The following is a 14,593-nucleotide window of genomic DNA, read 5'->3' as shown; positions in this document are numbered from 1 at the left end:
CCCCTAAAGTTCGTTATCGTTTATCCACCAATCGTGCAAACACATCACCCGTATACTGGATGAGTTGAACCAGGCAAATCAGGATGACGACGGTGGCGATCATCACCGTGTTATCGTACCTGTAATACCCGAAGCGAATGGCCAGGTCCCCGACTCCGCCGCCGCCTACGATGCCGGCCATGGCGGAATAGGCGACTAAACTGATCGTTGTAATCGTGATCGCCTGAATGACGGCAGGCCGTGCTTCCGGCAACAGCACGTCTTTGATGATCATCCATGGACTCGCCCCAACGGAAACCGATGCTTCAATGACTCCCTTATCAATTTCCCTCAAAGACGTTTCTACCATTCTTGCAAAAAACGGAATGCCCGCCACCGAGAGTGATACGGATGCCGCTGTCGGCCCGATCGTCGTCCCGGTCAATAGTTTGGTTAATGGTAAGAGTGCAACTAATAGAATGATGAACGGAACCGAGCGGACCATGTTCACGACGAATCCCACCACTTTTTTTATCACGCTATTTTGTAAAAATAAGCCTTTGTCTGTCACGAAAAGCAGAATCCCAAGTGGCAATCCCACTATAATCGCCACGGCTAATGAGATCCCCACCATATACACCGTTTCAAAAAAGGCTTTATTCAATTCTGGCAGTATAGCAGTCAATGAATCAGGCAGCATCCTCTAACACCTCCAGGCTCTGTGTCTTCGCTGTAATATAACGGATCGCCGCTTCGATTTCGTCGGGTGACCCGATCAGCTCCATAATGAAGATTCCAAGTGGGACATCCTGAATATATTCAATTTTGCCGTGCAGGATATTCCCCCGCACCTTGTACCGTTGAAACACCTCTGATACGACGCTTTCCTCTGCGATCGACCCTTTAAATTGAATCTTGATGAGTTTCCCTTTTCTCGATTCCACCAGGTGCTGCGGCAGTTCGAATTGGAGTATCGTTTCGATGAACTGCTTCGTCAAAGGCTGTTTCGGTTCGGCAAACAGGTCATACACGGGACCTTCCTCCACGATCTTCCCGTCCTGCATCACGGCCATCCGGTCACAGATTTCCTTCACCACTTCCATCTCATGGGTGATGAGGACAATCGTCAATCCCAGCTCCTTGTTGATTTTTTTCAAAAGCCTCAGGATCGATTTCGTCGTATTCGGATCCAACGCCGATGTTGCTTCGTCGCAAAGCAATACCGATGGGTTATTGGCAAGTGCCCTCGCGATTCCGACTCTCTGCTTCTGTCCGCCGCTGAGCTGGGCCGGATAAGCGTCGGCTTTGTCTGAAAGACCGACCATCTCCAGGAGCTCGACGACTCTCGGTTTGATTTTCGCTTTCGGTACATGCGCCGCTTTCAAGGCAAATGCCAGATTATCAAAAACCGTCTTCGACTTGATCAGGTGAAAATGCTGGAAGATCATGCTCGTTTTCTGACGGGCAAGCCTCAGCTCCTTGGACGAGAGTTTCGTGAAATCCTGTCCATCAATGATGATCTCCCCTGATGTCGGGGTTTCAAGTAAGTTCAGGCAGCGAATGAGTGAACTCTTCCCCGCTCCGCTGTATCCGACGATCCCGAAGATTTCACCCTTTTTGATCGTGACAGAGACGTTGTCGACACCGACCACCGTTTGCTTTTTCGTTTTGTACGTTTTTACCAGATTCCGAATCTCGATCAATGTGCACACCCCTTTTTCTCCAATAAAAAATGCCTCTTTCAACTGAAAGAAGCATCGCCTGTTTATCTCGACTTATCTCTCAGAATGAAATCATTCTGCAGGAATTAGCACCGTTCCATTTCTGGAGGTTGCCGGACGTCATAGGGCCTGATCCCTCGGTCACTCTGGATAATTGAATGTATGTAATTTTCGAAAATTTATCTTATAGAGGATAATACTGGGTATGGGACGTGAAGTCAATAGGGGATTTCGGGGATGGTTTTGTGTAAGCGTTATCTTTACTGTCATATCAAGGAAATATTTTTGTTCATTAAAAAACCCGACCTTTCCCACACATCCGGGAAAGATCAGGCTCTCACACTCGTCTACCGTTTTTTCACAGAATCCCTTTCAACAAGCTCCGTTGTCAGCTTGTAATACGAATCGACCTTTTCCTTCAAGAGCATCTGAAAGATAAGGTGAACAGCCAGGGCACCGGCTTCATATTTCGGCTGCCTCATGGTCGTCAGTGGCGGGGATACGTATTCTGACAGCTGGATGTCGTCAAAGCCAATGATGGAAATGTCCCCTGGAACGGAAATGTTTTTTTCGTTCAGTGCCTGCAAGCCCCCGATGGCCATTTCATCATTCGCGTAGAAGATGGCCTGCGGGACATCCCGCTGGGCGATCAGCATTTTCGTCGCCTGATAGCCCCCTTCACGGGTGAAGCCCCCGGAGACTTTCCATTTGGATTTATAATCGATGCCATGTTTGTCCAGTGCCTCCCGGAAGCCCTGGAAACGAAGCTCGTTGTCATGTGAGTTGTAAGGTCCGCTGATAAAAGCGATGTCACGGCTTCCTCTTTCAATCAAGTGTTCAGTGGCGACAAATGCTCCGTGCACATTATCGACTTCGATCTGGGTAACGTAATCGCTTTTGATGCTCCGGTCGAGGACCACAATGGGAAAGCCTTCCCTTGCCGATTCCAGGATGGTCTCATCATTGATATTATGGGCAAGGATAATGACGCCGTCGACGCGTTTTTCTTTTAAAAATTTGACGGCTGTGGACTGTGCTCCTCCGATGGAACTGCACGCGATCAGATCATAACCGTTCGTGGAGGTCACATCCTGTACGCCCTTGATAAGTTCTGAGTAATAAGGTCCTGACAGATCGCTCAGAATCAAGGCGATGGTATTCGTGCTTGTCCGCTTTAAATCCGAAGCTAGCCCGTTTTTTTGGTAATTCAATTGTTTGGCTGCCGCTAAAACTTTCTGTCGTGTTTCTTCACTGACTTTCTTACTGTTGTTCAATGCATAAGAAGCGGTCGAAACGGCGACACCGGAAAGCTTAGCCACATCTTTGATGGTTGCCATAAGTTCACATCCTAATTGCTAAATAAATGAAGGCATCCTTCTTTACTGTTTTCATCTGTTCATTATACATGAAAGCGCTTCAAGTATTGGGTTATTATTCTAATAAGTATACGATCGCTTCGTAGGGACGAAGGGTGTTGATGTCTGATGGCCGTTCACTGGAATCCGAATAGTTGCTAATGAGGATTTCGGTATGGGCATCATCCACTGCTTCCGGCAAATGGAATTCACTATTTCCTCCGTAGAAGTTCGCGACGACCAACAAGGTTTGATCTTCCCATTTCCGTGTGTACGCCATGATTTCGGGATGATCCCCCAGTAGTAACTCATACTCCCCATAAACAAGGATATCCAATCGCTTCCTCAGTGCAATGAGCTTTTGATAATGATGGAAGATCGAGTCCTGATCCTTCATTGCCTGTTCTGCGTTGATTTCTTTGAAATTGGAATTCACTTCAATCCACGGATTCCCCTCGGTAAAACCGCCATGATTATCGTCATTCCATTGAAACGGTGTCCTGGCATTGTCCCTGCCCTTCGTCCGGATCGATTCCATAATCTCACCCTCTAGGACACCTTCTGTTTTCTTTTCATGAAAATAGTTAATCGTTTCAATGTCACGGTATTGGGTGATATCGTCCCAGTAACTATTCGTCATCCCGATTTCTTCACCTTGATAGACGAAAGGCGTCCCCTGCATCATGTGAAGGACCGTTGCCAGCATCTTGGCGGATTCTATCCGGTACTCTTGATCGTTCCCCCACCTGGATACGATTCGGGGCTGATCGTGATTATTCCAGTATAAACTGTTCCATCCTTTCTGAAAAAGGGAGGTCTGCCACTTGCTCAGCACCTTTTTCAGCTCCACGAAATCCAGTTCCTTCAACGCCCACTTCCCTTCCCCTGCCCGCTCGTCCAGGGACATATGCTGGAAGGTGAACACCATGTCCAGTTCATCCCGCCCTTTCCCTGTATAAAGCTGAGCCGTTTCAGGGGTGGCGGATGGGGTCTCACCGACCGTGACAGTCGGATAATGAGAAAGGACTTTTTCATGCATTTCCTGTAAATACTCATGAAGCTTCGGCCCGTCGGTCAGTACGTTCTCATCGACTTCTTTCCCGATTAAATCGATTACATCCATGCGGAATCCGCTGACCCCTTTAGCGAGCCAGTAGTTCATCATCTTGTACAGATGTTCCCGGACTTCAGGGTTATGAAGATTGAGGTCCGGCTGTTTTTTACTGAAGAGATGAAAGTAACACTCGCCTGTTTGTTCATCCCATTCCCAGGCAGATCCACTGAAGACGGACTGGATGTCACTCGGAGGACCGTCCTGACTTTCCCTCCAAATATAGTAATCGCGATAAGGGTTATCCTTTGATTTCCTCGATTCTTCAAACCATGCGTGCTCATCGGATGTATGGTTGATGACGAGGTCCATCATGATGTGGATGTCCCTTTTCTTTGCTTCTTCTATTAATCTTTCCATGTCTTCCATGGTACCGAAATCGGGCATGATGTCATAGTAATTGCTGATGTCATAGCCGTTATCGTCATTCGGGGATTGATAGACCGGGCTCAGCCAGATGATATCGATGCCGAGAAGTTCGAGATAATCGAGCTTTTCGATGATGCCGGGAATGTCACCGATCCCGTCCCCGTTGGAATCATTGAAGCTTCGGGGGTATATTTGATAAATCGTGGACTTCTGCCACCATGCTTTTTCCATCGTTTCACCTCATAAGCTTTCTTTTAAGGAAATATACCAGGTACATCCATAAAGCTCTGTACCTGGTACATGTTGATTATTTGATGCCTGACATTGTGAATCCTTCGACGATGTATTTCTGGAAGAAGGAGAAGATGATGATGATCGGCACGACCATGAAGGCTGCGCCGGCCATTTGCAGGCCGAAGTTGTTGGCATATTGGCCCTGGAGCAGTGAAAGCCCGACGGATAAGGTGTAGAGACTTTCGTCGTTGGCGATGATCAACGGCCATAGGAAGCTGTTCCAGGCTCCGATAAATGTGAGGATTCCCTGCACGGCGAAGATCGGCTTCGCAATCGGTACGATCAAGCGGAAGAAAATGTAGAATTCCCCTGCCCCGTCAAGCCTCGCTGCTTCGATCAGGTCAGTCGGGATCGTCGTCATGAACTGCCTGAATAAGAAAATACTGAAGGCAGCGGCCAGTCCCGGCAGCACGATCCCCGTCATCGTGTTCGTGAGTCCCATTTCATTTAAAATCAGGTAAACTGGGATCATCGTTACCTGTGCAGGGATCATCATCGTTGCCAGGACGATATAGAAGATCTTTTCCCTGCCTTTAAATTGATACTTGGCAAATCCATAACCGGCCATGGCATTAAAGAATAGACCGACAAAGGAAAATAAAACGATGATGAGCGTATTTCGTAAATAGACGCCGAAATTCATGCTTTCAAATAAATTCACGTAGTTTTCGAGTGTCGGATTCTCCGGTATTAAGCTTGGAGGTATTTGAAGCACTTCACTTTCAGGCTTGAATGAGCTTGAGATCATCCAAATAAAAGGCACGGATACAATGATCCCGCCGAGAGCAAGCAAAAGGATGATAAAGAGCTTCTCAGCCTTCGATTTCGTTGTTTTGTTTTTCATATTATTCAGCCCCGATACTGTATAGTTTCATTCTTAATATTCTGTATCAGATTTTCTCAATTTAAATTGAAGTAGCGTGATGATAATGATGATGATGAACAGGATGAATGAGCCTGCTGCTGCATATCCGAATTCACTGAACTGGAACCCACGTTGATAGATGAATAACGCCATGGAAATCGTTCCATCAAGGGGACCTCCGTTCGTCATGACGAATGGTTCTTCGAAGAATTGGAGCCATCCGATCAGTGTTGTGACGGTGACGAAGAAAGTGGCGTAGCGCAGTAACGGGATCGTCACATTCCTCAGTACCTGCCATCTGTTGGCGCCATCCATTTCCGCTGCTTCATAATAGGATTTTGGAATTCCCTGCAAGGCAGCAAGGAATATGATCATATTGATCCCGACCCCTTTCCATACGGCTAACACAATCAACGATAGCTTGGCGATCGTTGGCTCTCCTAACCAAGGAATCTTCTCGACATCCAGTAATGATAGTAAGTAGTTAAATAATCCGTATTCGGTATTGTATAAGAACCCCCATATCACGGCAACGGCAATGATATTGGTGATGGAAGGCATGTAGTATACTCCGCGGAATACGGTAAACAGCTTGCTTGTCCCATAATTCAACAGCAAGGCAATCCCTAATGAGAACATAATCACAAGAGGAACACCGATGATCACATAGAACAATGTGTTGAATATCGCCTTGTGAAACAACTCGTCCGACACTAACGCTGAGTAATTGTCCATTCCGATAAAGCTGACATTCGACCAGTCGGCAAGCCCTTTTAAATCAAGGTCGGTGAAACTGATCAAAAAAGCTACAATAATCGGAACAATACTGAAAACAGTTAAAATGATCACTGCAGGAGCAATAAACACATAGGGATGCTTATTTTTGCTCATACTGTTTTTCCATCCATTGCTCATGATATCCCACCTATCTAAACGCACGCAAAATGATGTTAAAAATGGAGTTCAGGCTGCACACCTGTAACTCCATTTTATTCTTATGCCAAGCGTCAGTTTTGTTTATTTAGTCTCTCTTACTTCTCTACGATTTCATTTGCTTTCTTATTGAATTTCTCAAGCTCTTTGTCCACATCTGCTCCACCTACCGTGACTTTTTCAATGGTAGAAAGGAACTCCTGTGCAATTACTTCGAATTCCTTGATTTGCGGAGATGCTTTTGTATCTTCCAGTTGTTGACCGAAGACAGACAGCATCGGATCTTCTTTCAGCTTCGGTTCTTCCCATGCATCCACACGTGAAGGAAGCGTATTCGATACGTCCAGCCATTCCATTTGCGTGTCCACTTTATTCATATATGAAATGAATTTCAGTGATTCGTCCACATTTTCAGAATTATGGAAAACAGATAGATTGGATCCACCCATGCTTGATGTGTTTGTTTCTTTCTTAGGCATAACGGCTACAGCCCATTTATCCTTCAAGTCAGGTGCCTGGTCGTTGATGATGTTGATCATCCATGGGCCACTGAAGAACATTGGCTTCGCACCTTCTTTAAATGCCTGTACGATATCGATTCCTTCTGTCGTAGGACTGATACCTTCTTTAAAGTAGTTTGTGTAATACTCCATTGCTTCCTTGAATTCAGGAGAATCGAAGTTCATCTTATCTTTACCTTCAAATTCGTACCCATTCTGCCACGCAAAGATGAAAGGTGTAATCTGGTCATTGCGGTCGATATCCAACCCGTACACGTCGTCGCCCCGGTCGTTCAGCTTTCCTGCGGCATCCTTCAGTTCATCCCAAGTAGCAGGAGCCTTGTCATATCCGACTTCTTTCAATAGATCTGTGCGGTAGTATAGTACGCGAGTATCGATATACCATGGAACACCGATGACTTTGTCGTCATACTTCATAGAAGTGACGGACCCTTCAAAGTAATTTTCAGGTTTGAATTCCGGGTAGTCTTCCAAGTAAGGAGTCAGGTCAAGCAGTGCACCTGCATCTGCGAATTCCGGTACCCATGTCGTTCCTAATTGAAGGACGTCCGGGCCATTTCCTGAAGCGACTGCCGTAAGCAGTTTATCATGAGCATTGCCCCAAGGGATCGCTTGGATCTTAACAGAGATATCTTTGTTTTCTTCTTCAAACTTTGAAGCCATTTCCTTCAGCTTCTTACCTTCTTCACCCATCGCCCACACGGTAATTTCTTTCTTTCCATCCTTCGATTCTCCATTGCCTCCGCAGGCTGTAAGAATCGTGGATAAAGCCAAAATACCGATTAGTAGTAAGGACCACATTTTCTTTTTCATTTCCCCATCTCCATTTCCATTTGATTTGAACCCTTTAAAAATGGTAAAGCGCATTGAATGGTTCCTCATTTCATAGAAGGAATGATTCTGACATGAAAAATCACTCAAGTTATTGAAACGTTTCGATGATTATATTATAATCAAACGTGAATACGCTTTCAACACTTTTTTCGAAATTACTTAATTCAACCTATTTCAAGGCTGGAAAAGGCACCTATAATACAAGACAAATACTGGTATGTCGCACCAAAAGGTAGTTTATGGATAAGAATGGACGGGTTGACTATCCGCTGGAACCCGCTTATAATTCAACTCAATTGTTTATCGAAACGTTTCACCTTAAATGAAAAACAAACGATAAAATTCGAATACGGAGGATCTATTAATGAGGGAGAACAAGCTGCTATCACTATTGAATCAAATGACATTGGATGAAAAAATCGCCCAGCTTATGCAATTGGCCACACCTTTTTTCAAAGGGGCAAAAGAACAGGGACAAATCACCGGACCCATGGCTGAGATGGGAGTGACCGGGGAAGTTGTTCAAAACAGCGGTTCCGTCCTCGGGGCATCGGGAGCGAACGAAATCATCAACATCCAGCGAACGCATCTGGAAGAAAACCGGTTGGGGATTCCTTTATTATTCATGTCCGATATCGTCCATGGCTATAAAACGATATTCCCTGTGCCACTCGCCATCGGCTGTTCCTGGGATCTGGAGTTAACTGAGAAAAGCGCGGAGATCGCAGCAAAGGAAGCTTCTGTTTCAGGCGTCCATGTGACGTTTGCTCCGATGGTCGATCTTGTCCGGGACCCTCGCTGGGGAAGAGTGATGGAATCGACGGGAGAAGATCCTTTCCTCAATAGTGAATTCGCACGTGCCTTCGTCCGCGGATTCCAAGGTCAGGATTTGACGACGGAAGTCGAACGGGTGGCTGCTTGCGTGAAGCACTTTGCGGCTTACGGGGCACCAGAAGGCGGACGTGATTATAATACCGTCGATATGTCTGAGAGAGAGCTTCGCGAGAATTATCTGCCTGCCTACCAGGCTGCCCTTGAAGAAGGCTGCGAAATGGTGATGACTGCCTTTAACACCGTCTTCGGCATCCCGGCAACCGGAAACAAACGGTTGATGCGTGATCTTCTCCGGAAAGAAATGGGGTTTGACGGCGTTCTTATTTCCGATTGGGGAGCCGTGAAGGAAATGATCCCCCATGGTGTCGCAGAGAACGAAAAGGAAGCTGCTTATAAGGCGATCACGGCAGGGGTGGATATTGAAATGATGACAACTGCCTATGTGAATCACTTAAAAGAGCTTGTAGTGGAAAAAATGGTGGATGAGTCGATCATTGATGAGGCAGTCTTACGGATTTTACAGTTAAAAGAAAAGCTGGGCTTGTTTGAGAACCCGTATCGCGGGGCAAACGTGGAACGTGAAGCCGAAGTCGTCATGAGCGCAGAACATCGAAACACTGCTCGGGAGCTCGCGGCCAAATCCTCCGTCCTTTTGAAAAATGAACAGATCCTCCCTCTTCATAAAGAACAAAAAGTGGCCCTTATCGGACCATTTGCAGACAGCGGGGACATATTGGGACCATGGTCATGGCTCGGATCCAAAGATGAAGCCGTCACTGTGAAGGAAGGATTCCTTTCGAAAACGAGCTCCTTAACCGTCGCCAAAGGCTGTGACATCGAAACCATCACAGACCTGCAAGTGGAAGAAGCAATGAAAGCTGCCAAAGACGCGGATGTGATCGTATTGGCATTAGGAGAAGATTCGGAAATGAGCGGTGAAGCCGGATGCAGAGCGAACATCCAGCTCCCTTCTGCTCAATTACAACTTATCGGGCATCTGAAAACATTGGATAAGCCGATGGTTGCTGTTCTGTTTAACGGACGCCCCCTTGACTTACACGGAGTTGTAGACGAAACAGACGCAGTGTTGGAGGCCTGGTATCCAGGTACGGAAGGCGGGAGTGCCATAGCCGATTTGTTATATGGAGACGTGAATCCTTCAGGACGTTTAACCATGTCCTTCCCTTATCATGTGGGACAGGTTCCTGTTTATTATAACCATTTCAATACAGGAAGACCCCAAGGGGCACCCGATGCACAGGAACGGTATGTATCGCAATACCTGGACATCCCGAACGATCCGCTCCTGCCATTCGGATTCGGTTTAAGCTACACTACCTTCACGTATGCTGACTTGAAGCTTTCCCGGGAGACGATGACCGGCGAACAGTCCCTCGATGTTTCCATTCAGGTGACGAATGACGGAACGGTCGCAGGCGAAGAAGTCGTTCAGCTTTATATCCGCGATCATAGCGGAGAAGTGATCCGCCCAGTGAAGGAATTGAAGGATTTCAGGAAAATCAGCCTGAAGCCTGGAGAAACGAGAAACGTAACGTTTACCATTTCGGAAGAACAACTAAGATATCATCATTCAGACCTTCAGTATAAGAGCGATCCGGGGACGTTTACGGCTTATATAGGAAGAAACAGCAAGGACGTCATCGAACGCACATTCATTTTGAAAAAATAAAGGAATCGAGGGGAACACGATGCATACACATGTTCAAGTAACATCAGGAGATCTACAATTTGAATTTTTAAAAAGCGGCGATCTATTCGCCGTCACACATAAACAGAATATGATCAATCAGTTAATGACGAATCCCATCGACGGCTCACTCAATAATCTGTATTTGCGCATCCATGAGCCTTCAGGAATCCACTCCATCCCTCTTATCGGGGTGAAGTCATCAAGCAACGTCCAATTCGCTGAATCACAGGTCAGATGGACGGGATCCTATGAAACGATTTCATACGAAGTGACGTTCACCTTAACAGAAAAAGGCGCATGGTTCTGGGATGTGTCCCTTGATGGGACTAGTGCTGAAGTGGACGTCATTTACGGACAGGACCTCGGTCTTGCAGATATCGGGGCCGTCCGCTCCAACGAAGCCTATATGTCACAGTACATCGACCACAAAGTGTTCCAGGATGAAGAGAAAGGCTACGTCCTCTGCTCCCGGCAGAACCAGCCCCAATCAAGCGGGTTCCCTTATATTCAACAGGGCTCCCTCGGCAAGACAAGCGGCTACTCCACGGACGGATTTCAATTTTATGGACTGACATATAAAGATACAAATGAGCCCGAAGCGTTAAAAAGCGCCTCCCTTGCAAACGAAGTCTATCAATATGAGTTTGCTTATACAGCACTTCAATCGGAAAAAATCCGGCTGAACGGGTCGACGCATGTTGTTTTCTACGGCGCCTTCAAAGAAAATCATGAAGCCGCCATTTCTTCACTGGAGTTTCAGGAAGAAATAGAACCCGCATGGGAAGAAGCGGCACAGGTTCAATCTGATTTCGCTCCATTAAAAGAGCAGGTACGTTTGAACCCGGAATTCGGTGATCCACTTTCTTCTCTATCCTTAACCGAGGAAGAAGTCGCCGCCTATTTCCCTGTCAGGCATAATGAAGAGCGCGAAGGAGATTCACTCCTCTCCTTCTTCACTGAAACCCATGAACATGTCGTACTGAAAGAAAAAGAATTGATGACGGAAAGACCCCATGGGCATATTCTGATGTCGGGAAACAACCATCAATTGAAGGAAGATACAATTACCACGACTTCATTCATGTATGGATTATTCAATTCACAGCTCGTTGTCGGCAATACTTCGTTCAACAAAATGCTGACGAATCAGCGAAATCATCTGAATGTCATGAAAACGTCCGGTCAGCGAATATACATCGAGTTGGGCGGATCGTATCGATTACTCGCCATGCCGTCCATGTTTGAACTTGGGTTCAACTATGCCCGCTGGTACTATAAAACGGCTGATGATACGATCATCGTCACCAACTATACAGTCGTCGATTCACCAGAAGTCACGCTTCATGTTGAATCAAAAAAAAACCGTCACTACCGCTACCTTGTCACGAACCAGGTAACGATGAACAACCACGAATATGAAGTCGGGTTTCATGTGGAAGAAGGGGAAAATGGGTTGAAAATAACGGCTGACCGTCAATCTGAGAGCAGCGGCATTTTCCCGGAATTAAGCTATCGAATGAAAGTCGATGGTGCCTCCATCGAGGTCGGGAATGAAGAAAGAATCGCACAACATGTTGAACAATATTCCGCATCACTGATCGTGATGGATGTAAGTGAAACAGCCGAGTGGAAGATGACGATCCAAGGGTTGATGAATGGGGAAGAACGGCCGTTTACAAAACGGGATATGCCGGACGAAATCGAAACGCATCGTGCCTATTATCATCAGGTCATGAACGGATTCAAACTCTCTTTAGGGGAGCAAGTACCCGCGGAATTGGAAAAAGTGAACGCACTCGCCTGGTGGTACACCCATAATATGCTTGTGCATTATTCCGTCCCCCACGGACTGGAACAATACGGCGGCGCTGCGTGGGGTACCCGCGACGTATGCCAGGGGCCGACAGAATACTTTATGGCCACCCAAAACTATCAATCTGTTAAAGAAATCATCAAGACCGTCTACTCACATCAGTATGAAGATGACGGAAACTGGCCGCAATGGTTCATGTTCGACCGTTACTACAAGTTCCAACAGGATGACAGCCACGGGGATATCATCGTCTGGCCGCTGAAAGTCGTCGGTGACTACATCGCTGCGACGAATGATTATGACATTCTCCATGAGAGAATCCCTTATACGGAGCGGAACGGTTTTGGTTTTACAAAAGGAAAAGAAACACTGCTTCACCATATTCAAAAAGAAATCTCCTACATCAAGGAGAATTTCCTCCACGACACCTTCTTATCTTCCTATGGTGATGGAGATTGGGACGATACCTTGCAGCCTGCCAACGCTCAATTGAAGAAATACATGGCAAGCAGCTGGACCGTCGCCCTGACGTATCAGGTGCTTGTGAAATTGGAAACGGTCCTTGAAGGTACATTCGAAGAGGAGGCACAGGAAATCGGTGCACTGGCACGTGGAATACAGAAGGATTTCAACACCTATATTCTGAAGGATGAGGTCATCCCGGGATTTGTTTATATGGAGGAGCCGGGTAGCCCTGAGTTCATGGTGCATCCAACAGATACAAAGACCGGTATTCATTACCGCCTGCTGCCAATGAACCGGAGCATCATTTCAGAATTATTCACCCCGGAACAGGCAGACACACACTATCAGCTCGTCAAAGAGCATCTGTATTGTCCCGACGGCGTACGCTTGATGAACCGCCCGGCCAAGTACGAAGGCGGTGTCAGCACCCACTTCAAACGGGCCGAGCAGGCTTCGAATTTCGGTCGTGAAATCGGTCTTCAATACGTCCACGCCCATATCAGGTATGTAGAAGCCATGGCGAAGCTCGGTAAAACCGATGAAGTGTGGCAAGGATTACAAATCATCAATCCGATTGGTTTGAAAGACGTTGTCCCGAATGCGGAAAGAAGACAGAGCAATGCGTACTTCAGCAGTTCTGACGGGAAATTCAATACCCGCTATGAAGCACAGGAACGTTTCAACGAACTCCGTGACGGAAGCGTACCAGTCAAAGGCGGATGGAGAATCTACTCCAGCGGGCCGGGAATCTATATGAACCAGCTGATTTCAAATTGTTTAGGCGTTCGTCAAGAAGCGGGAGATTTGATCATCGACCCGGTGCTGCCAGACAAGCTGGACGGATTGAGAATGGACTTCGAGATCACGAATCGTCCTGTCACCTTCGTCTATCATCTTGGCAACCCTGATTCAAAACGGGTTGTGGTGAACGGCGAGGAAGCACGATTTGAATCCCTATCCAACCGTTACCGTTCAGGCGGGATCAAATTGAAGCAGCAGGAACTTGAGAAATGGCTTCATGAGGAAGCAAATACGATTGAAGTATACGTATAAGATCAAAAAAAGGGCAGCGGGAACCGTAATGGTTTCCGCTGCCTCTTTAAAATTCCCTCAACTAAATTACATCACATCATAATCCGTCACATTACGTTCCACCACGCGGGCACCTTCCACGCTTACAAATGCACCCGTCGAGCTTGCGAACACATTGGTCGTGATCAGATTGTCCATCGCTGCTTTAACAGCCACCGTATCAATCGGCTCGATCGGGTCATTGATGGATAACTTCGCTGACTTCCCCGCTTCGGTTTTAAATTCCAGTTCCAATACTTTTGCCATCGTTTATACCTCCTTCCCATGTGATATCACTCACTTTTCATTACTCATTAATGTCAAAACTCTGGAGCTTCTCAACGTTGAATAGCGCTTTGGATGAAAGACTTGCGATGGATAACGCCGCACTGTTCATTTCATCGGCTGACGCCAGGGCATTAATGTAGCTGTACGACTTGTACGCGAACTTAGGCTTTCCTTTCTCATCCTGGCCGTCATTGTAAGCGAGACGAATTCTCGTCGACTTCAGATCCGCTGTTGCCATGTGCCTCACCTCCTTTCACCCTTTATATAGGGATTGGGGAAATGATAAGACACCCTTTCACGAAAAAAAAACCGGAGATCAATGTCTCCGGTTTTCATCAGAACCTGGGACCGCCAACCGAACCGCTCCCGCTATAACAGAGGGACGGACCTCCACTCCTAGCACCAGCTCCTAGGAATAGAGGTCCGTCC

General features: G+C 46.7%; 11 protein-coding genes and 1 riboswitch. Of the genes, 2 read left to right on the top strand and 9 right to left on the bottom strand.

Features of this window, described 5'->3' with window-relative positions; genetic code table 11:
- Positions 1–13: 13 nt before the first annotated feature.
- The 7 genes from AM506_RS10695 to AM506_RS10665 form a co-directional block, all read right to left on the bottom strand.
- Entirely contained in the window at positions 14–679 is a 666-nt protein-coding gene (locus AM506_RS10695; protein WP_060672484.1) for a methionine ABC transporter permease, read from the bottom strand.
- The gene (locus AM506_RS10690) at positions 669–1,682 is read right to left on the bottom strand and encodes a methionine ABC transporter ATP-binding protein (RefSeq protein ID WP_060672483.1); all 1,014 of its coding nucleotides are present in this window, start codon (positions 1,680–1,682) and stop codon (positions 669–671) included. Before AM506_RS10690 ends, AM506_RS10695 begins: the two co-directional genes overlap by 11 nt.
- A gap of 69 nt (positions 1,683–1,751) precedes the next feature.
- Positions 1,752–1,857, bottom strand: a riboswitch (SAM riboswitch).
- A gap of 190 nt (positions 1,858–2,047) precedes the next feature.
- On the bottom strand, positions 2,048–3,037 hold the full coding sequence (locus AM506_RS10685; RefSeq protein WP_060672482.1) for a LacI family DNA-binding transcriptional regulator: 990 nt from the start codon (positions 3,035–3,037) through the stop codon (positions 2,048–2,050).
- A 94-nt stretch (positions 3,038–3,131) separates the two neighbouring features.
- Positions 3,132–4,766 carry an alpha,alpha-phosphotrehalase gene (locus AM506_RS10680; protein WP_060672481.1) on the bottom strand — a complete coding sequence of 545 codons (1,635 nt, stop codon included), beginning with the start codon at positions 4,764–4,766 and terminating at the stop codon, positions 3,132–3,134.
- Between the two features lie 76 nt (positions 4,767–4,842).
- Positions 4,843–5,673 (bottom strand): carbohydrate ABC transporter permease, encoded by an 831-nt coding sequence (locus tag AM506_RS10675; RefSeq protein WP_060672480.1) that lies wholly within the window; start codon positions 5,671–5,673, stop codon positions 4,843–4,845.
- A gap of 33 nt (positions 5,674–5,706) precedes the next feature.
- Positions 5,707–6,609, bottom strand: coding sequence for a carbohydrate ABC transporter permease (locus AM506_RS10670; protein WP_060672479.1), 903 nt, complete (start codon positions 6,607–6,609; stop codon positions 5,707–5,709).
- A 116-nt stretch (positions 6,610–6,725) separates the two neighbouring features.
- Positions 6,726–7,961, bottom strand: a complete 1,236-nt coding sequence (locus AM506_RS10665; RefSeq protein WP_060672653.1) for a sugar ABC transporter substrate-binding protein — start codon at positions 7,959–7,961, stop codon at positions 6,726–6,728.
- A 385-nt stretch (positions 7,962–8,346) separates the two neighbouring features.
- Here AM506_RS10665 and bglX point away from each other — a divergent pair, with 385 nt between their 5' ends.
- Together bglX and AM506_RS10655 are read left to right on the top strand one after the other, a co-directional pair.
- Complete coding sequence (gene bglX / locus AM506_RS10660; RefSeq protein WP_060672478.1) at positions 8,347–10,506, top strand: beta-glucosidase BglX; 2,160 nt, start codon at positions 8,347–8,349, stop codon at positions 10,504–10,506.
- 19 nt (positions 10,507–10,525) lie between these two features.
- Positions 10,526–13,858: a GH36-type glycosyl hydrolase domain-containing protein gene (locus AM506_RS10655; protein ID WP_060672477.1), complete on the top strand. Its 3,333-nt coding sequence runs from the start codon at positions 10,526–10,528 to the stop codon at positions 13,856–13,858.
- 66 nt (positions 13,859–13,924) lie between these two features.
- Here the strand turns inward: AM506_RS10655 and AM506_RS10650 are convergent, their stop codons facing one another.
- Positions 13,925–14,143, bottom strand: a complete 219-nt coding sequence (locus AM506_RS10650) for a DUF2922 domain-containing protein (RefSeq protein WP_060672476.1) — start codon at positions 14,141–14,143, stop codon at positions 13,925–13,927.
- Positions 14,144–14,183: 40 nt separating this feature from the next.
- Positions 14,184–14,402 carry a DUF1659 domain-containing protein gene (locus AM506_RS10645; protein ID WP_060672475.1) on the bottom strand — a complete coding sequence of 73 codons (219 nt, stop codon included), beginning with the start codon at positions 14,400–14,402 and terminating at the stop codon, positions 14,184–14,186.
- Positions 14,403–14,593 lie beyond the last annotated feature (191 nt).

It is taken from the genome of Rossellomorea vietnamensis, from assembly GCF_001305855.1.
Taxonomy (GTDB): Bacteria; Bacillota; Bacilli; order Bacillales; family Bacillaceae_B; genus Rossellomorea; species Rossellomorea vietnamensis_A.
The sequence above is the reverse complement of the archived record's forward strand: the minus strand, read 5'-3'. Positions and strand labels throughout refer to the sequence as shown.

Excerpts from the sequence above, each read along its gene's own strand:
- AM506_RS10695 (WP_060672484.1), bottom strand. The coding sequence starts at position 679 with ATGCTGCCTGATTCATTGACTGCTATACTGCCAGAATTGAATAAAGCC.
- AM506_RS10685 (WP_060672482.1), bottom strand. The coding sequence starts at position 3,037 with ATGGCAACCATCAAAGATGTGGCTAAGCTTTCCGGTGTCGCCGTTTCG.
- AM506_RS10680 (WP_060672481.1), bottom strand. The coding sequence starts at position 4,766 with ATGGAAAAAGCATGGTGGCAGAAGTCCACGATTTATCAAATATACCCC.
- AM506_RS10675 (WP_060672480.1), bottom strand. The coding sequence starts at position 5,673 with ATGAAAAACAAAACAACGAAATCGAAGGCTGAGAAGCTCTTTATCATC.
- AM506_RS10670 (WP_060672479.1), bottom strand. The coding sequence starts at position 6,609 with ATGAGCAATGGATGGAAAAACAGTATGAGCAAAAATAAGCATCCCTAT.
- AM506_RS10665 (WP_060672653.1), bottom strand. The coding sequence starts at position 7,961 with ATGAAAAAGAAAATGTGGTCCTTACTACTAATCGGTATTTTGGCTTTA.
- bglX (WP_060672478.1), top strand. The coding sequence starts at position 8,347 with ATGAGGGAGAACAAGCTGCTATCACTATTGAATCAAATGACATTGGAT.
- AM506_RS10655 (WP_060672477.1), top strand. The coding sequence starts at position 10,526 with ATGCATACACATGTTCAAGTAACATCAGGAGATCTACAATTTGAATTT.
- AM506_RS10650 (WP_060672476.1), bottom strand. The coding sequence starts at position 14,143 with ATGGCAAAAGTATTGGAACTGGAATTTAAAACCGAAGCGGGGAAGTCA.
- AM506_RS10645 (WP_060672475.1), bottom strand. The coding sequence starts at position 14,402 with ATGGCAACAGCGGATCTGAAGTCGACGAGAATTCGTCTCGCTTACAAT.